16 protein-coding genes are annotated in these 18,220 nt (G+C 71.2%); 7 read left to right on the top strand and 9 right to left on the bottom strand.

Translation table 11 applies throughout. The features are described 5' to 3' along the window. The first annotated feature begins 166 nt into the window (after positions 1-166). From ACZ601_RS24035 to ACZ601_RS24020, 4 genes are all read left to right on the top strand, one after another. A complete protein-coding gene (locus tag ACZ601_RS24035) occupies positions 167-1,072 on the top strand; it encodes a helix-turn-helix domain-containing protein (protein WP_469541275.1) in 906 nt (301 codons plus the stop codon). 13 nt (positions 1,073-1,085) lie between these two features. Next, on the top strand, positions 1,086-1,289 hold the full coding sequence (locus tag ACZ601_RS24030; RefSeq protein WP_440577978.1) for a DUF397 domain-containing protein: 204 nt from the start codon (positions 1,086-1,088) through the stop codon (positions 1,287-1,289). Between the two features lie 215 nt (positions 1,290-1,504). Next, positions 1,505-2,809 carry a helix-turn-helix domain-containing protein gene (locus tag ACZ601_RS24025; protein WP_469541272.1) on the top strand — a complete coding sequence of 435 codons (1,305 nt, stop codon included), beginning with the start codon at positions 1,505-1,507 and terminating at the stop codon, positions 2,807-2,809. 189 nt (positions 2,810-2,998) lie between these two features. Next, a complete protein-coding gene (locus ACZ601_RS24020) occupies positions 2,999-4,216 on the top strand; it encodes an FAD-dependent monooxygenase (protein WP_469541270.1) in 1,218 nt (405 codons plus the stop codon). A gap of 62 nt (positions 4,217-4,278) precedes the next feature. Here ACZ601_RS24020 and ACZ601_RS24015 read toward each other — a convergent pair whose 3' ends face one another. The 7 genes from ACZ601_RS24015 to ACZ601_RS23985 all read right to left on the bottom strand — a co-directional run bounded on the left by ACZ601_RS24015 (position 4,279) and on the right by ACZ601_RS23985 (position 13,321). After that, entirely contained in the window at positions 4,279-5,007 is a 729-nt protein-coding gene (locus ACZ601_RS24015; protein WP_469541267.1) for an ABC transporter ATP-binding protein, read from the bottom strand. 10 nt (positions 5,008-5,017) lie between these two features. Further along, the gene (locus ACZ601_RS24010; protein ID WP_469541265.1) at positions 5,018-5,845 is read right to left on the bottom strand and encodes an ABC transporter ATP-binding protein; all 828 of its coding nucleotides are present in this window, start codon (positions 5,843-5,845) and stop codon (positions 5,018-5,020) included. Further along, positions 5,842-7,851 carry a branched-chain amino acid ABC transporter permease gene (locus ACZ601_RS24005; protein WP_469541263.1) on the bottom strand — a complete coding sequence of 670 codons (2,010 nt, stop codon included), beginning with the start codon at positions 7,849-7,851 and terminating at the stop codon, positions 5,842-5,844. Before ACZ601_RS24005 ends, ACZ601_RS24010 begins: the two co-directional genes overlap by 4 nt. 1 nt (position 7,852) lies before the next feature. Continuing rightward, positions 7,853-9,055 carry an ABC transporter substrate-binding protein gene (locus tag ACZ601_RS24000; RefSeq protein WP_469541260.1) on the bottom strand — a complete coding sequence of 401 codons (1,203 nt, stop codon included), beginning with the start codon at positions 9,053-9,055 and terminating at the stop codon, positions 7,853-7,855. A 100-nt stretch (positions 9,056-9,155) separates the two neighbouring features. Beyond that, positions 9,156-9,560 (bottom strand): roadblock/LC7 domain-containing protein, encoded by a 405-nt coding sequence (locus ACZ601_RS23995; RefSeq protein ID WP_469541257.1) that lies wholly within the window; start codon positions 9,558-9,560, stop codon positions 9,156-9,158. Continuing rightward, positions 9,557-11,911 carry a sensor histidine kinase gene (locus tag ACZ601_RS23990; RefSeq protein WP_469541255.1) on the bottom strand — a complete coding sequence of 785 codons (2,355 nt, stop codon included), beginning with the start codon at positions 11,909-11,911 and terminating at the stop codon, positions 9,557-9,559. Before ACZ601_RS23990 ends, ACZ601_RS23995 begins: the two co-directional genes overlap by 4 nt. Before the next feature lie 594 nt (positions 11,912-12,505). Beyond that, positions 12,506-13,321, bottom strand: a complete 816-nt coding sequence (locus ACZ601_RS23985; RefSeq protein ID WP_469541253.1) for an SAM-dependent methyltransferase — start codon at positions 13,319-13,321, stop codon at positions 12,506-12,508. 214 nt (positions 13,322-13,535) lie between these two features. Between ACZ601_RS23985 and ACZ601_RS23980 the strand changes: the two genes are divergently transcribed. After that, positions 13,536-14,951: a lipase family protein gene (locus ACZ601_RS23980; RefSeq protein ID WP_469541251.1), complete on the top strand. Its 1,416-nt coding sequence runs from the start codon at positions 13,536-13,538 to the stop codon at positions 14,949-14,951. A 32-nt stretch (positions 14,952-14,983) separates the two neighbouring features. Here ACZ601_RS23980 and ACZ601_RS23975 read toward each other — a convergent pair whose 3' ends face one another. Continuing rightward, positions 14,984-15,307, bottom strand: a complete 324-nt coding sequence (locus tag ACZ601_RS23975) for an ArsR/SmtB family transcription factor (RefSeq protein ID WP_469541638.1) — start codon at positions 15,305-15,307, stop codon at positions 14,984-14,986. A gap of 77 nt (positions 15,308-15,384) precedes the next feature. Continuing rightward, positions 15,385-15,831: an SRPBCC domain-containing protein gene (locus ACZ601_RS23970; protein ID WP_469541249.1), complete on the bottom strand. Its 447-nt coding sequence runs from the start codon at positions 15,829-15,831 to the stop codon at positions 15,385-15,387. A 183-nt stretch (positions 15,832-16,014) separates the two neighbouring features. On the opposite strand from ACZ601_RS23970, the gene ACZ601_RS23965 reads away from it, so the two are divergent. Together ACZ601_RS23965 and ACZ601_RS23960 are read left to right on the top strand one after the other, a co-directional pair. Then, positions 16,015-16,656, top strand: coding sequence for a CatB-related O-acetyltransferase (locus ACZ601_RS23965; RefSeq protein ID WP_469541248.1), 642 nt, complete (start codon positions 16,015-16,017; stop codon positions 16,654-16,656). A gap of 267 nt (positions 16,657-16,923) precedes the next feature. Next, positions 16,924-18,105, top strand: coding sequence for a macrolide family glycosyltransferase (locus ACZ601_RS23960; RefSeq protein ID WP_469541246.1), 1,182 nt, complete (start codon positions 16,924-16,926; stop codon positions 18,103-18,105). Positions 18,106-18,220 lie beyond the last annotated feature (115 nt).

Below are 18,220 nucleotides of genomic sequence, written 5' to 3'. Positions count from 1 at the left end.
TGGGCCTGGATCTCTCTCGGTGTAACGCTCACCGGGTAAGTGTCCGCATGAGCGTTGCGTACACGGGCGCGGCGGCAGCGAAATCCCGGTGCCGCACGGTAACTTCCCTGTGGCTGCCAAGCGTCGGCGGGGAGATCCGGGGCGGCATGTCCAAGGGGGTAGTGCCATGACCGAAGGGCTGAAGGTGCCGGCGGCTGCGGAGCCTTCCGGCGGAATGGGCCCGGTAACGCGGCGGCGCCAGTTGGGTGTCCGGCTGCTCGCCCTGCGCGATACATGCGGACTGTCGGCCGAGGAGGCCGGCGAGCGTGCCGGGGTGTCCAAGGCGACCGTCAGCCGGTACGAGCGGGCCAAGGGGAACGTGCGGTGGAACCAGGTCGACCAGCTCTGCCGCGCGTACGGTGCCTCCGACGAGGAGCGTCACCGCCTCGTCGAACTGGCCAAGAACAGCAGGGACAAAGAGGTCTGGTGGATTCCGTTCGCCGGGAAGCTGCCCGATCAGATGCGGATGCTGCTGGCCCTGGAGAACGAGACTCCGTGCATCAGCCACCACACCGTGGGAGTGGTGCCCGGCCTGCTCCAGACGCTGGGGTACGCCCAGGAGATCAAAGCCACCCCGGGGAACGCCCTTCCGCCGCAGGAGTTGCGGGAGTTCCTGAGGATGCGCATGCTGCGTCAGCGGATTCTGGACCGTGCGGCGCCGCCGGTGTACCACGTCATCCTGGACGAGGCGGTTGTCCGGCGCAGGGTCGGGAGCGGTGAGGTCATGTCCGCTCAGCTCGACCACCTGCTCGCCCGGGGGCGGGAACCGAGCATCAGCATCCAGGTGCTGCCGTTCTCGCGGGGAGCGTACAGCGCGGGCCTCAGCACGTTCATCGTCTTCGGTGGCCCCGACCCGTCTCTGGACGTCGTCTTTCTGGAGAATCAGACCGGCTCCCTGTTCCTGGAGGAACCCCCGGCGCTGAAGCGCTACACCGAGGCCATGGCCTTCCTGCGTCAGGAGGCACTGGACACCACCGCCTCCGCCGAACTGATCGCCGAGGCGAGCAGTACGCACCTGCGAAACCGGAAGTAGCGAGGAATTGCGCATGGCACGACAGATCCGGCCCGAGTTCTTCAAGAGCAGCTACAGCGCCAATGCCAACGGCGAGTGCGTCGAGTGCGCAGAACTGCGGCACGCGCTCCTCGTGCGCGACTCGAAGACGGCCGACGGCGCCGTCCTCAGCTTCACACACCTGGCGTGGGGGGAGTTCACCGCGTCCCTGCGCGGCGACGGCACCGAACGCCGCTGACCCGATCCGCCCCGACTCGCCGGGGCGGGGCTGGTCAACGCCCCTTTCCGCCGGCCGCCCCGCTCCCGCCGGAAACACCTTGTGCGGTCGCCTGGTTACAGTATTCAGTCCCAGGAGGACATGGCCGGGGCAGAGAAAGCCGCATCGGCCGATGATGATGCAGACAGTCCGCAGCCGCGACAGCTGTCCGCATCAAGGCGCCGATGGAAGAGGAAATGCCGCAGAAGCCGAAGAGCCTGGACGACACCAAGTCCGCACGCGCCTGGTGGGGCAAGGAGCTCCGCAACTGGCGCAACGTCAGATCGCTGTCCTCGAAGGAACTGGGCAAGAGAGTCCACCTCAGTGGCACGATGATCGAGCGGGTCGAGAAGGACGAGCGCCCCTGCGACGCCGGGCTGGCCCGAAGGCTCGACGACGCCCTGGATGCCGGTGGGGCGCTGCGCCGGCTGTGGCGTCTGGTGGAGGAAGAGGCGGCCGGGCAGTCCGGTGATGCGGACAGCCCGGCTCCGGACCGGCTGCCGGCCGGGAAGCCCGCGCAGGTCACGTGGGAACTCGACGGACATCCGCCGGGCCTCATCGACCTGAGACGGGCCGAACCCCCCACCGTCGTCCGCCCCGGGGACATCGCCCAGATACTCGATGCCGCCACGGTCATCGCCGAGTGGGACAACCTCTACGGGGGCGGTGGCATTGTGCGCAGCTCCCTGTACGGCCAACTGCTGTGGGCACGGGGCCTGCTCGCCGCCCAGTACCCACCCGCGCTGGAAGCGGACCTGTTCGCCGCGGTCGGTCGCCTGTCCATCGTGATGGGGGCGAGCGCCTTCGACGCGTACGAGCACGAGAACGCGACCCGGCTGCTGCGCTTCGGCCGCTGGTGTGCCGAGCGGGCCGATGACTGGCACCTGAGGGCCTGCGCCCTCAACTGGCTGGCCCGGCAGTTAATTTGGTGCGGCATGCCGGACGAAGGGCTCACCCACGCGGAGGACGGGCTGGTGCGTGCGGACCGCCTCACGCCCCGTGAGCAGGCGATGCTGCACAACGCCCGTGCCAGGGCGTGGGCGAGGATGGGGCGCCCCGGCCAGGCCCTGACGGCCATCGGCCGGTCCGACGAGGTCTTCGGCCCGGCCAAGGGGGACGAGGACACGGTCTGGATGAGCTTCTACGACGATGCCCAGCATCACGGCGACACCGGGCACGCCGCCTTCGATCTGGCGCTGCTCTCCGGCCAGCCACCGGCGGTCGCGACGGCCAGACTCAGCAAGGCGGTTGACGGGTACTCCGACGTCTATGTGCGCTCGCGCGCCCTCTCCGGAACGAAGCTCGCCACACTGATCATGGCGACCGGGGACCCGGAGGAGGCCCTGCCGGTGGCTCACCGGGCCCTGGACGAGGTGGCGCGCCTCCGCTCCAACCGCGTGGTCGAGGACGTGATGAACCTGTCGAAGGAGTGCCGGCGGCACGCCGGCGACGCGGAAGTCGCCGCGCTGCGCGAACGGATCGCGTCCACCGTGCGTTTATGACCGTCCCGCACACCATGCCCGGGTGCGCCCGGCTCACCGGCCGGCAGCCCCTGGATAGGATTCCTTCCGTGCCCTGACCTAGCTGAACGGCACTACGAGCAACAGTGCTTGTGGAATTTCGACCGGTCGAGCCGGCGTGGCGGAGCCCGCGAACGGCGACCGGAACACCAAGTGAGCGGAGAACCAGTCATGCGCGGAGGCAGCATAGCCGTGGTCGGCGGCAGCATAGCGGGGTGTGCCGCGGCCCTGGCCGCGTCGCGCGGGGGAGCCGCCGAGGTCACCGTCTTCGAGCGCGCCGACGCCGAACTCCGGGACCGAGGCGTGGGCATCGCGCTGCACAGCGACCGCTACGACGAGCTGAGGGACGCCGGTTATGTGGCGCCCGAGATGCCCTGGGCGCCGCTGAACCGGCGGGTGTGGAGCGTGCGGCACGGCGACGCCGAGCACGGCCGGGCCATCGGCGAGCAGCCGTTCCCCTTCCGCGCCTACAACTGGGGTTCGTTGTGGAGCGAGTTGCGCCGCCGGGTGCCCGAGGGGGTCACGTACCGCTCGGGAGCCGTGGTCACCGCCGTGGAGCCGGACGACGACGGGGTGACGCTGCGGCTGGCCGACGGGTACGAGAAGCACTTCGACGTCGTGATCGGCGCCGACGGCTACCGCTCGGTCGTCCGCGAGGCCATGTTCCCCGGCATCACGCCCTCGTACGCCGGGTACATCGGCTGGCGCGGCACCTCCTCCGACGTCGAGGGACTCCCTTCGGACGGGCAGTCCGCGCACAACATCGTCTTCCCCGGCGGCCACTGCATGATCTACCGCATTCCGGACGGCGACGGCGGGCACCGGCTCAACTGGGTGCTCTACACCGCGCCCCCGCAGGTCGACGGCCTCCACCCCGATCTGCGGACCCCGACCTCCCTTCCGCCGGGCAGGCTCAACGCCGAACTCACCGCGCATCTGCGCGCACTTGTGGCCGACAGCTTTCCCTCGTACTGGGCGGCCCGAGTCCTGCGCACCCCCGCCGAGACCACTTTCATTCAGCCGATCTACGACCTGGAGGTCCCGCACTACACCTCGGGGCGGATGGCGCTCGTCGGCGACGCGGCGAGTGTGGCCCGGCCGCATATCGGCGGCGGCAGCGTGAAGGCGCTCCAGGACGCCACCGCGCTGGAGGCCGCCTGGGTGGCGGGGGAGAGCTGGAATGAGGTTCTGGAGCGGTACGACGCCGGCCGCGGCGCGGTCGGGGCGGCCATGGTCGCGCTCGCCCGCCGCATGGGCAGCGCCCAGGTCGAGAACACCCCGGACTGGTCCGCCATGGAGCAGGCGGAGTTCGACGCCTGGTGGCAGGACCAGAACAGCGGCTCCGACCGGCGCAGCGGCTTCGGCGGCCACAGCCTGAAGGTCAAGTAGGACGCAGCGCGGCGGGGGCGGCGACCGGAACCGGTCGCCGCCCCCGCCGTTGTCGGGTGCGCTCAGCGGCCCGTCTGCGCGAGTTCGAGCGCGGCGTGCAGGGCGGTGGCGTCGGTACGGGCGTCCGCGCCGTCCTGCCGCAGCGCCACCCGCCCCGAGGTCAGCACCGTGATCGTGTCGGCGCACTCGGCCGCCCGGTCCGGGCTCGGGGAGACCAGCAGGACGGCGATGCCCTCGTCGGCCAGCGTGGTCACCAGCTCGTGGACCTGACGGACCAGAGCGGGCGCGAGGCCCTCGGTCGGTTCGTCGAGCAGCAGCACGCTGGGGGAGCCGAGCAGCGCGCGGGCCAGGGCCAGCATCTGCTGCTCGCCGCCGGACAGATCCGTGCCCCGGTTGCCCCGGCGCTCGCCCAGCCGGGGCAGGAGTTCCAGAACCCGCGCGGGCGTCCACACGCTGGGGCGCTCGGTGTCGCCCCGGCGCGGCGGGCGGTGGGACAGCCGCAGGTGTTCGGCGACGGTGAGGCCCGCGAATACCCGGCGGCCCTGCGGGACGAGACCGATGCCGGCGCGTGCGATCCGGTGCGCGGGCTGCCCCGTCACCTCCCGGCCGCCCAGCCGTACGGTGCCGGCGTCGGGGCGCATCAGTCCGGCGACGGTGTGCACGAGGGTGGTCTTGCCCGCGCCGTTGTGGCCGACGACCGCGTGGACCGTGCCGGCGGGAACGGACAGGTCGAGACCGTGCAGGACGGTCCCGCCGTGATAGCCCGCGGTCAGGCCGGTGATTTCGAGCATCGTGGGCCGGTCACCCTCTCGCGTCGGAGGGGGACGGACCGGCGACGGCGGGTTCGCCACCGGACGCCGCGCCGGTGGCGTGGTAGGCGTCGCGGACCTCGGGGTGGGCGAGCGCCTCCCCGGTCGGGCCGGTGACCAGGACCCGCCCGGCGGCCAGCACGGTGACCGACGTGGCGAGTTGGGCGACGACCTCGACATGGTGCTCGACCAGGATGACCGCCACGCTGTCCGGCAGACCGCCGAGGATGGTGAGCAGCCGGCCGATGTCGCCGTCGGTCAGCCCGGCCGCCGGCTCGTCCAGGAGCAGCAGCCGGGGCTCGCCGGCCAGCGCGGCGGCCAGGTCCAGCATGCGCCGCTGGCCGTGGGAGAGCGTGGCGGCCGGCCGGTGGGCGAGGTCCGCGAGCCCGACCGTCTCCAGATGGCGGGCCGCGGACTCCTCGTGCAGCCGGTAGCGCGAGGGGCTGCGCCAGGCGCCCCGGCGCTTGGGGTGGTGCGGCCAGCCCGCCAGGACGACGTTGTCCAGCACCGTCAGTTCGGAGATCACCGACGGCTGCTGGAAACTGCGGGCGATCCCGAGCCGGCTGCGCTTGGCGGTGGCCGTCCGGGTGATGTCCGTGCCGTTCAGCGCGATGGTGCCCCGGTCGGGCCGGTCGGTGCCCGCGATCAGGTTGAGCAGGGTGGTCTTGCCGGCGCCGTTGGGGCCGATGACGGCGTGCCGGGCGCCCGCGGGCAGCCGCAGGCAGACGTCGTCGACGGCGGTGAGGCTGCCGTAGCGGCGGGTGAGGTGGTCGAGGACCAGCACCGGCGGTGCCGGTGCCTCGGCGTGCGCGGGCGTCATGGGGCGGCCTTCCCGGTGGGCAGGGGCAGGGGTGCTGCCGGTCGCGGCGCGCCGCGCAGACCGGCCAGTCCGCGCGGCAGCAGATACACGGCAGCGATGAACAGCGCCCCGAGCAGCAGCGGTCCGTGTCCGGGCCAGGAGCCGGCGACCCAGTCCCGGGTGAAGACGATGAGCCCGGCGCCGAGCAGGGCGCCGATCACGGACGTCGTGCCGCCGATGACGGCCGCCAGCAGCGCGAACGCGGCGATCTCGAAGCCGACGTCGGCGGGCGAGAGGTACTGCTGCACGCTGACCATCAGCGAGCCGCCGACCCCGGCCAGCGCACCGGCGCAGATGTGCGCCACCAGCAGATAGCGCCCCACCGGATGCCCGGAGGCACGCATCCGCGCCTCCGCGCCCCGGGTGCCGGTCAGCAGCTTCCCGGCCGGGGAGCGCAGCAGCAGCAGGGTCAGGGCGACGGCCACGACGGCGACGACGAGTGCGTAGGTGTAGAGCTCGCTCTCGTCGGTCATCCCCTCACCGCCCCACAGCGCCTGGGTGGCGGGGAAGCCGACGAGGCCGTCGGCGCCACCGGTGACGGACTTGAACTGGTTGATGACCGCACTGGCCAGCTCACCGACCGCGAGGGTGATCATCAGCACGGTGGTGCCGCGGGCCCGGATCACGGCGGGCCCGGTCACCGCCGAGAACACGGCGGCCGCGAGCGCGGACAGGACGATCTGGACCGGGCCCACCGTCCAGCCGGCGTCCGCCAGATTGGCGGTGGCGTACGCGCCGACGGCGAACGGCGCGGTCTGCCCGAGCGTGGGCAGCCCCGCGTAGCCGGTGAGGATCGTGACGCTGACCGCGAGGAGCCCGAGGGCCAGCGCGGAGCCGGCCAGCGAGATGCCGTACGAGTCGAGCAGCCCCGGCAGCGCGATCAGCATCAGGAGCAGGACGAGCAGCGGGGCCGCCCGACGCCATGCCGCCCCGCGCACCCACGCCCCGAACCTGCCGGAGGCCCGCGCGGGAGCCTCCGGCGGACGTGCCTCTCGTGTACGGGCCTCGCCGGTACGCGCTCCGGGGCGCGTCCCCAGCCGTGCCGTGAGGAGGCGGCGGAGCCGGGCCACCGGGTCTGCCTCCGGGCCTTCGGGGCCGTGCGCCGCCGTCGGTTCCGCGAAGCGGGAGCGGAACACCAGCACCGCCGCCATCGCGGCGAACAGCAGATACGGCGCCAGCTCCGGCAGCACGGAGACGCCCAGTGTCTGGACCTCGCCCACGGCGACCGCCGCCGCGAGGGTGGCCCACAGCGAGCGCAGCCCGCCCAGGACCACCACGACGAGGGAGAGCATCAGGACGTTCTCCGACGTGCCGGGGCCGGGCCCGATGATGGGTGCCCCGAGCACCCCCGCGGCACCGGCCAGCGCCCCCGCCGCCGCGAGGACGCCGGTGTGCACCGCCCGGGGGTTGTGTCCGGTGGCCGCGAGCATCTGCGGATCGTCGGCGGAGGCCCGTACCGCCGCCCCCAACCGGGTGCGGGTCAGCACCCAGGTGCCGAACCCCGCCAGCAGCACGGCCATCACGATGAAGCAGAGCCGGTAGGCGGGGTAGCGGTGGCCCAGCAGGTGGACCGAGGTGTCGAGCGCCCCGGGGACGCGTACCGGCAGCTCGTCCGCCCCGAAGAGCTGGATGAGCAGATCACCGCCGGCCAGGGCGATCCCGAAGGTGAGCAGTGCCTGAGCGAGATGCCCACGCCGGGCGAGCGGAACCGTAGCGGCGGACAGCCCCGCCCCGGCGAGCGCGGCCGCGGCGGTACCCGCGGCCAGCCCGAGGGCGAGGCCGCCCCAGGTTCCGTCGCTCAGCTCGGCGCCGGTGTAGGCGCCGATCGCGTACAGCGTGCCGTGCGAGAGGTTCAGCACGCCGGCCGTGCCGAACGCGAGACTCAGGCCGGCGGCGACCACGAACAGCAGCAGCCCGTAGGCCACTCCGTCCACCGCCGGCACGAGGTGGGCATCGAGAAGCTCCATGTCAGCCGCCGAGGGTCGCCAGGTCCTGGACCATGACGTTGGCGAGCTGGTTGCCGTCGGGACGCACCTGGCGCAGGTACCAGCTCTGCACCGGGGAGTGCGCCTTCTCACCGAACTCCCAGGCACCGCGCGGGCTGTCGATCTGACCCAGGCCCGCGATGGCCGTGTTGATGGTCTCCGGCGTCACGTCGCCCTTCTTCGCGGCGTCAGCGATCGCCTTGTCCAGCACGGCGGCCGCGTCGTACGACGACATCGCGTACGTGGTCGGCTGGGAGTCGTGCGCGGCCGTCCAGTCGGCGGCGAACTTGCGGTTGGCCGCGTTGTCGAGGTCGGGGGCGTAGTTCAGGACCGAGTAGATGTCCTTCGCCGCGTCGCCCTGGGCCTGGAGCACGCTGCCCTCGGTGACGAAGGCCGTGTACAGCGGCAGGTCAGCGACGTCGGACTGCGCGTACTGCTTGGCGAAGTCGATCGCGGCCTTGCCGGCGTAGAAGGAGTAGACCGCCTTCGCGTCCGTCTTGGCGATGTCGGCGAAGTACGGCATGAAGTTCGTGGTCTTCGGGAACGGCGTCCAGGTCGTCTTGCCGTTGGGGTTGGCGAGCTTGCCCTTGATGCGCTTGAACTCGTCCGTGAAGCCGCGCAGTTCGTCGTAACCGCCCTGGTAGTCCGGGCCGATCGCGTAGACCGGGCCGTTCACCTTCTTCTTGACGTACGGCGCGATGGCCTTGCCCGGCTCGTCGGACATGAAGCTCGTCGTCCAGACGTACTTGAGGTCCTTGACCGGCGGGCGGGCGTTCGACCCGAGGAAGGGGATCTTGGCCTGGTTGACCAGCGGCATCACCGCGGCGACCGAGCCACCGCTGACGAGGCCCGTCAGCACGTCGACCTTGTCCTTCTTGACCAGCTTGGTGGTGGCGGGGACGGCGGTGGGGGGACCGTCGCCCTCGTCCGCGACGATCAGTTCGACCTTGCGGCCGCCGAGCTTGTTGCCGTGCGTCTTCAGGTACAGCTCGAAGCCGGCGCGCAGGTCCGTACCCACCGGCTTGTAGGTGCCGGACAGGGAGGCCACCAGGCCGACCTTCACGGTCTCGTCGCCGGTGCCGCTGTCGCTGCTGCACCCGGTGACGGCTGCCAGCCCGAGGGCGAGGGCGGCAGCGCCCACCGGCCGGATTCTGCGGTGGCGTGTACGGGATATGTCGAAGAACATGAGGGCTCTCATCGGGGGAGGGGTGGGTGAAACGGGATGGCCGGGCCGCCGGCGGGGACGGCGGCCGGGCCGGGTGCGGCGCTGGGGCAGCGGCCGGCGGTCAGTGGGCGGGCGGGCCGCTGGGGGCGCGGACCTGGGGGGACAGCGAGTCACCGACCTGGTTGATCAGTTCGGACATCATGTAGCTGACCTCGCCGATGTCCGCGTCCCTGGTGGTGGTCACCAGGAGCGAGGCACCGCTGGAGACGGCCATCGAGAACATGTAGCCGCCCTCCATCGCGGTGAGGCTGTGCTCGACGGGGTCCGTGTTCGTCAACTGGGCGGCGGCGGAAAGCAGGTTGACGACGCCGGAGGCGATGGCCGCCAGCCGGTCGGCGTCGTCGCGTTCCACACCGGTGTATGCCAGCGCGAGTCCGTCCACGGACACGGCTATCGCCTGGGTGACCTCCGGAATGCGTCCGGCGAAGTCGCCCAGGATCCAGCTCAGGTCGGTGGGTGAGGTCATTTCTTGGTCCGTTCGGTGTTGTCGTCGGTAGCGGAACGCCCACGGGTGTTCGTGCTCCGGTTGATCCCCTGGGCGTAGGCCGCGAGGACGTCGGAGACCTGCCGGGAGTCCCGGCGGCGGGGCGACGGCCTCGGTGCGGTGGCGCCGGACCGCTGATCGGTGTTGCCCCGCTTGCCCAGGGTGGGCCACTGCTGGGGCGTGCTGCGCTGCCTCAGGGGCAGACCGGAGGAGCTGACTCCGGCCACGCGTGAGACCTGTTCGTCATGCGGGGGATGCGGAGCCGCGGTGGTGGCGTGCTCCCGGCCTCCGGTGACGGTGTCCGCCACGCGGGCGCCGCCGGACGGGGCGTCCGAGCGGCCCGGCTGCCTGCGGACGGACTGTCCGCGTGCCGTGACGGGACGGGGTGCCTCGTAGCGGACATCGTTGCCATGTCCCTCGCCGGGCGCGCCCGGCGCGGTCTCCTGCGGGATCTCGGTCAGTACGCCGGCCGGCAGGGTGACCTCGGCGATGGTGCCGGGGCCGGAGGAGTCACGCAGTTCGACCACGATGCCGTGGCGTGCGGAGAGCCGGGCCACCACGTGCAGACCCATGGAGCGGACGTCCCCGATGCCACCCTTCGGCTCGCGCAGCGCGGCGTTGTGGACGGCGCGGCGTTCGGGCGTGATCCCCACTCCCTCGTCGACGATCTGCACGACGACCCGGTCCCGCAGCCGCCACAGGGCGACCCCGACCTGCGCGTCGGGAGGCGAGAACCGGGTGGCGTTGTCGAGGAGTTCCGCCAGGATGTGCGCCACGTCGTGCACGGCGCGTGCGGCGATGCCGATGCCCGATTCGATGACGCCGAGGGACACCCGGTCGAAGCGCTCGATCTGCTGGGCTGCCGCCACGATGACCGTGGAGCAGCCGATGTCGGCAGAACGCACCCGGGCGTTGCCGTAACCACCCAGTACCAGCAGGTTGTTGGTGTTGCGCTCCATGCGGATGGCGAGGTGGTCGAGGGCGAACAGCGTCTGCATGCGGTCGGGGTCGGCCTCGTCGCGCTGCACCGCGTCGAGCTCGGACACCATGACGCTGGTCAGCTGAGCACCCCGCCGGGCGACCCGGACCAGGGTCTCGGCGAACTGCTCGTGTATCCGCGCCTGTTGCGCGGCCAGCCGGACGGCCTCGTGGTGGACGGCGTTGAACGCCTCGCCCACCTCGCCGATCTCGTCCCCGCCCGTGGTCCCGACCGGGTTGCCCGACCGTTCCGCGACCTGTTCGGGTGTGGAGCCGCTCAGCCCACCGGGCTGGGACAACTCGCTCATCACGGCGGGGAGTCCGGTGTGGGCGACCTCGTGCGCGGCGTTGCGCAGATCGCGCAGCCGCCGGATTATGACGCGCCCCAGGCGGACGGCGAGGACGACGGCGCCCACGAGGGTCAGCAGCACCAGGGCGACCTCGGCGCCCGCGGTCCACATGAGGCGGGTGCGCTCCTCGGAGACCGTCACGATGACGGAGGCGTCGATCCTCTTCTCCACGTCACGCAGCAGCGTCTGACGGTCATCGGAGGCCTTCAGCCACTCCTGCGCGGAGACGTCGATGCTCCCGCCGGCGCCCGTACGCCCGATCCGGTCCTCCAGCTGCCGGGCCGCCAGCGCCTTCGGGCCGGAGAGGGTGCGCTCCAGCCAGGTCCGCCACTCGGCGGGGCCGAGGCCGAACATGACTCCGGTCGACTCCGTGTAGCCCAGCCGGCTGGCGTCGAAAGTACGCTGAGAGGCGATGGTGAAGCCGCCCGCGGCCTGCGCTCTCGCCACGGTGACCTGCTGCTGAGCCGTGTGCTCCGTGGCCTCTGACAGGGCGGCCGCGGCGCGGATGCGGTCCGCGATGTCGGCGTCGACTCCGTCGGCCAGTGCGATGCCGTCGCGGTAGCCGTTGAGGTCGGCGATGACGATCCGGTAGCCGAAGGCCAGCGCGGAGATGGTGCTGCTGCCCGAGCGCACCTGGGCACGCAGGGTCGGCAGCTCCTCGGTGAAGCGCTGGATGCGGGTCAGTGCGGTCCGCGCGCTGCCGGGTACTTCGGACAGGTGGGACGTTCTGCTGTTGAAGGCGGCGATGCTCTTGTCGGTCGCGTTGGAACTCGTGAGGAAGGCGTCGGGAGTTCCCTGCTTGGAGACCAACGCGGTGGCGGTGGCCCGCTCGCGCTGCAGCTGGTACGTCAGATCACCCGCGGCTGCGGCGACATCGACCATCTTCGTCAGCCGGTAGGCCTGGAGGGCCTGGCTGGTAGCGGGTGCGAGGGCGAGAACCGAGAAGGTGACCGCGACCGTGAGGGGTGCGCTGACGAGCAGGACGAGACGGCGATTGATTTTCACTGCACGGCTCCATCACCGGAACCGGCGCTGAGTATCGGTGACACACAGATACCTGTTAACGGGGTGTGGGGTGTCGGTACGGACATGGGTGCATCGTGTGCACAGTTGCAGATGGGACAGGTGGGGCGGGCGGGACCCCGGTGGCGCGGCTTGATCCTATGCCGTGCCACGCAACTACCGATGCGTAGATCGGTGAAAGTTAGCGCGCAGGAAGCGATGTTGAACCGGTCCAACTCGATCGATACTGTTCAGAGGGAGAGGCCCGAGGCGCTAAGCGGAATCTCATGAGTGCCTCGGCCGGAGCGCCATTGCTGGTATGGCGTATGCGCATGACGGGCAGTCATATCCGCATGCGGAATGCGCGCGTGGTGAATCTCGACCGGCGTCGAGCTGTCCGGTCAAGGTCCCGGATCGCCGTTGCGGAATGGTTAGATCCGATGAGCGATGGTGAAGGTTTCGGACAGCCCTCCGCGCCGTCGGACGCGCGAGGAGAAGCGGCGTCCGGGGGTGTGCCTGAGCGGTTGTGGCCGATCATCGCCGGGCTCCGTCGGCCCCGGTGCGGCGGAGGTGACGGAGCCCGGCGAGGCGCCGGCCCTACGGCTTGCGGCCCACCGCCACGTACCCCGCGCTGATGATGTCGTCCTGGCCGGGGACCGGTTCGCCGAGCTCGGGGTGCCATGCCTCGGCGGCTACGATGCCGGGCTCGACGATCTTCAGTCCGTCGAAGAAGGCGGCGAACTGCTGACGGTTGCGCGGGGCCAGCGTGAGGGTGTTGGCCTTGTACATCTCGTCGACCTTCCGGGCCTCCTCCGGGTGGAAGTCGGCGGTGAGGTGCGAGATCACCATGTGGCTGCCCGGCGCCAGGACGTCGCAGAGCCTGCTGGTCAGCTCGTAGGCGCCGTCCTCGTCACTCACGAAGTGCAGCAGCGAGATCAACGAGAGCGCGACCGGCTCGCTGAAGTCCAGTGTCTTTCCCGCGTGTTCGAGGATGGCTTCCACATCGCGCGCGTCGGCCTGTACGTAGTCGATCGCGCCCTGCGGGGTGCCGCTCAGCAGGGCTTCGGCGTGGGCCAGCACGATCGGGTCGTTATCGCAGTAGACGACCCGGGTGGCGGGCTCGGAGCTCTGGGCCACCTGATGCAGGTTCGGCTCGGTGGGTATGCCCGTGCCGATGTCGAGGAACTGCCGGATGCCCTGGCCCGAGAGCCAGCGGGTGGCGCGGTGCATGAAGGCCCGGTTCACCTTCGCCATCACCGGGATGCTCGGTTCGAGTGCGAGCATCTGGCGCCCCATCGCCTCGTCCACCGGGTAGTTGTCCTTGCCGCCGAGGAACCAGTCGTACATCCGCGCGGGGTGCGGCTTGCTGGTGTCGATGTGCAGGGAGGTGGCGTCGTTCCCCGGTACGGGCATGGTGAGCTCCAGAGTACGTGAGGCGTTGGGTGATCAGCTGGCCCCAAGAATAGGCAACGCGCGCGCGGGACAAGCCCAGTTCATTTGCGCACCCGGCTCCACCGCCGTGCGGAGGAATGGTTACCGCAGCGTAACTTACTGACGGGTTACCCCTGGTAAGTTCCGCTGCTAGCTTGCGCTCACCCGTATATCGGAGCAGAGCGAGGAGTGAGCTGTGAGCCGCAAGAGCACCCGTTCGCGTTCCACCTTCAGGACCGCGGAGTCGGTAACGCCGGTTACGTCCCAGGGTCGTTCGCGACGTGCCGGCGCCGCACGGGCGCTGGCCGTCGCCGTGACGGCGGCCGCCTGTGCCATCACGTACGCCGTACCCGCCACGGCCGCCGAGGGGACGGAGCCCGTGGTGTCCCGGGGCGTGACGATCCCCGACTTCTACACCCCGCCCACGGAACTGCCTTCGGCCAATGGCGCGTTGATCCGCCATGAGCCGCTCCCCCTGGGGCTGAGCATTCCGGGTCTCGACGGCCGTCCGATGCCCGGCACGGCCACCCGGCTGATGTACCGGTCGACCGACTCCAACGGGCAGCCGGTCGCGGTGACCGGCGCCTACATCGAACCGTCCGCCGCCTGGAAGCGCGGAGGCCCCCGGCCGCTGGTGGCGGTGGCCTCGGGCACGATGGGCCAGGGCGACCAGTGCGCGCCCTCGATGGCGCTCCAGTACCCGCTGACCCTGAACGGCGAGACGGTGTCGGTCGGTTACGAGGCCCTGGCCATCTACCGACTGCTCGCCGCCGGTACCGCGGTCGTCGTCACCGACTACGTCGGACTCGGCGCGACCGACCGGCTGCACACCTACGTCAACCGGGTCGACGAGGGCCACGCACTGCTGGACGCCGCCCGCGCCGCGCACGCGGTGCCGGGGGCGTCCGTCACGACCGGCTCGCGCACCGGACTGTACGGATACAGCCAGGGCGGCGGGGCCAGCGCCTCCGCCGCCGAACTGCAGCCCTCCTACGCACCCGACGTCGAACTGTCCGGCACCTACTCGGGGGCGCCGCCCGCAGATCTGACCGCCGTCATGAAGGGCATCGACGGCAGCGCCCTGGCCGGTGCGCTGGCCTGGTCGATCAGCGGCTTCGCCCAGTCCGACACGGATGTCCGGGACGTCGTCGAGGCCAACATCAACGCCGCGGGCAAGGCGGCGCTGAAGGACGCCTCGACCATGTGCGTGGGCGACGCGATCCTCGGCTACGGCTTCGCCAAGAGCAATAAATGGACCAACAGCGGTGCGTCCATAGGTGACGTCATCGCCGCCGAACCCCGCGCGCAGGCCGCCCTCGACAAGCAGCGCATCGGCAACCTCAAGCCGGCCGGACCGGTGCGCCTGGCGACCGGCGTCCAGGATGACATCGTTCCGCACGGACAGGCCCGGCAACTGGCCGTGGACTGGTGCCGCAAGGGTGCCGACGTCACGTACGACGCCATCATCCTGCCCAACCTGGGCGACAAGCTCCTCACCAACCACGTGGTGCCGCTCATCACCGACCAGGGCGACGCGATCTCATGGCTGACCGACCGGCTCGCGGGCCGGCCGGCCACGTCCAACTGCTGGAGCATGCCGATCCAGCCCTGACCCGGCTCCCCGGCCCGGGGCGCCGTCGCGGGTCAGTGAGCGTCCCGTTCCGCCGCCTCCGCGACGCGCTTGATGCGCGCGAGGCGCCGGTCCCAGTCGGCTGCCAGTCCGGCCATCCACTGGGCCGTCGCGTTGAGCGCGGCGGGCCGTACCGAGTACCGCACCTCGCGGCCGATCCTGCTCCCGGAGACGAGCCCGGCGCCGTCCAGCACCGTGAGGTGTTTGACCACCGCCTGGCGTGAGACGGGGAGTTGTCCGGCGAGCGAGGTCGCGGTGGCCTCGCCCCTGGCCGCGAGCAGGTCCAGCAGCCTGCGCCGGGTCGGGTCGGCCAGGGCGCCGAGGACGCTGTCGACCACCTCGGGCGAGGAGGGGGCGGCGCCCTCGGCGTCCTCGGCGGCGCCGGGGCCGCCGGGCGTGCCGAGGTGTTCCTCCGTCACGCGGAAGGCTGTTCGGCGCGCTTCTTGAGTGCGTCGAGCTCCAGCGGCCAGCCCTGGGTGTTGTCCTTCAGGACCCGGCCGCGCACCTCCTCGGACCCGGCGAGTGCGGCGAACCCACTCTCGACGACCCGCAGCCTCGTCCGCTCGCCCTCCGGGATCAGGGTGAACTCCACCAGCGTGCTGTTGCCCTCGCCCGGCTCCGCTCCAGGGAACGCGCTGGCCCAGCGGTACGCCAGATACGTCGGCGGCTCGACCTTCTCCACCTTTACCGGGAAATCACCGTACTCGGCGTTCTTCGCCACCAGTGACTCGCCCTCCCTGGCCACGGTGCCGGGCAGGGAAGCCTTGTCGGCCACCCAGAACCCGGGCTGCGCCACCAGCGGCCAGACCCGGTCGACGGGCGCCTCGATCAGGGTTTCGCGTTCGATCCGGTCCTCGCTCATGGGGTGACTCCTTGAGTTCCGTCGGTGAGTACCGGCAGCGGCACCTGTCGCGGGCGCTGCCATGTCGTGCAACTCCAGGGTTGCACGCAATGGATTCGGGGGCAACCTGTGGGTTGCGCGTAACCCGGGGAGGCGGGCACGATCATGGGGCCCGTTCTGCCCCTTATTCACAAGGAGTCGCGCATGTCAGTGCCGGCCGACCCGACGGTGCTCCACCCGATGCCCGGCCAGCCGAGGGTCGTGCAGCTCAGGCCCCTGGTGAAGTCCCCGCTGATCGAGGTGGGGGAGTACTCGTACTACGACGACCCGGACGACCCCACCGCGTTCGAGACGCGCAACGTGCTCTACCACTACGGCCCGGAGAAGCTGGTCATCGGGAAGTTCTGCGCGCTCGGCACCGGGGTGCGGTTCATCATGAACGGCGCCAACCACCGCATGGACGGCCCCTCCACCTTCCCGTTCCCGACCCTGGGCGGATCGTGGTCGGACCACTTCGACCTGCTGACCGGACTGCCGGGCCGGGGAGACACCGTCGTCGGCAATGACGTCTGGTTCGGGCACAGCGTCACCGTGCTTCCCGGAGTGCGCATCGGGCACGGCGCGATCATCGGCAGCGGCTCCGTGGTCACCAAGGACGTGCCCGACTACGGGATCGTCGGCGGCAACCCGGCGCGTCTCCTGCGCAGTCGCTACAGCGAACAGGACGTCGCCCGGCTGCTCGCGGTGGCCTGGTGGGACTGGCCGGCGGAGCACATCACCGAGCATGTGCGGACCCTGATGTCGGGCAGCGTCGACGAGTTGGAAGCCTCGGCCCCGCCCGCGTGACACCCGGAGCGTGCCCGCCGTCGCGGCACCGTCGCGCGGCGGCGGGCCGCGACACACGCGATATCCGTGTGCGGGGGCCGGGGGACGCGGGCTAGAGTTCGCGGCATGCACATTTTTCAGATCTACGGCTGACGCCCTCGGGGCAGTGCCCCGTCCGCGTCCGGCATGACCTTCGCGCGCGTCCACGACCCGGCATATCCGCCGGGGTGGCCGACGTGCCGGTCTGTCGTGTCCCTTCCGCCGTAGAGCCGAAATGAGTGATTCCCCATGTCCCGTCCCCGCTCCCGCGCGCACATCGCGATGGTCGGTGTCTCCGCCGTCAGTCACGTGCTGCCGAGCCTTGAGGTCATCCGCGAACTGGTGGCCCGCGGCCACCGGGTGACCTACGCCAACGGCCCGATGGTGGCCGACCGGATCGACGCCACCGGTGCGGAGCTGGTCCCGTGCGGGACCGTGCTGCCGGTCGCCGACAACAACTGGCCCGACGACCCCATCGCCGCGATGACCCTCTTCTTCGACGACGCCGTCCAGGCCCTCCCGCAGCTGCGGGCCTTCTACGACGAGGACCCCGCGGACCTCTACCTGTACGACATCGGCGCGTACGCCGCGCGTGCGCTGGCCGAATCGCAGAACCGCCCCCTCATGCAGCTGTCCCCGACCATCGTCGGCTGGGAGAGCTACGGAGAGGACGTGGCGGCGAAGCTCTGGGAGCTGCCCGGCGCCGACGCGTACCGGGCGGGGTTCAGCCGGTGGCTCAGCGAGTGCGGTGCCACCACCACCGACGTGGACGCCTTCTGCAGCCGCCCCGCGAACACCCTCGCCCTGATCCCCCGGGCGATGCAGCCGCACGCCGGCGACGTCGACATGGACACGGTGACGTTCGTCGGCTCGTGCACCGGCCCGCGGGACGGCGAGCAGCCCTGGACCCGTCCCGTGGATGCGGAACGCGTCCTGCTGGTCTCGCTGGGTTCGGCGTACACCGACCGGCCCGAGTTCTACCGCCAGTGCCTGGCCGCGTACGGCGACCTGCCCGGCTGGCACGTGGTGCTCCAGGTCGGCAGGCACACCGACCGGCGCGAGCTCGGTGACATCCCGTCCAACGTCGAGGTGCACTCCTGGGTGCCCCAGCCGGCGATCCTGGAGCAGGCCGATGCCTTCGTGACCCACGCGGGCATGGGCGGCAGTTCCGAGGGGCTCTTCGCCGGCCTCCCGATGATCGCCGTGCCCCAGGGCGTCGATCAGTTCATGAACGCCGACCGGCTCGTGGAGCTCGGTGTGGCCCGCCGTATCGACACGGAGGACGCCACGGCGGATGCGCTGCGGACCGCCCTCATCGAGCTCGTCGACGACCCGGCGGTCGCGGATCGTTCGGCGCGGCTGCGTGCGGAGGCGCGGGCCGAGGGCGGCACCATGAGGGCCGCAGACCTCATCGAGGAGCTGCTGGCCTGATCCCTCCACCGGCGAGAACGCGGTGCGGGGCCGCGCGGTGTGTTCACCGTGCGGCCCCGGGCCGTTGGAGCGTGGTGCGGGTGGAGGTCAGCCCTTGCGGGTGTTGACCTCGTCG

Source organism: Streptomyces sp. NPDC104307 (genome assembly GCF_055584045.1).
This window is presented reverse-complemented; position numbering and strand designations above follow the sequence as displayed.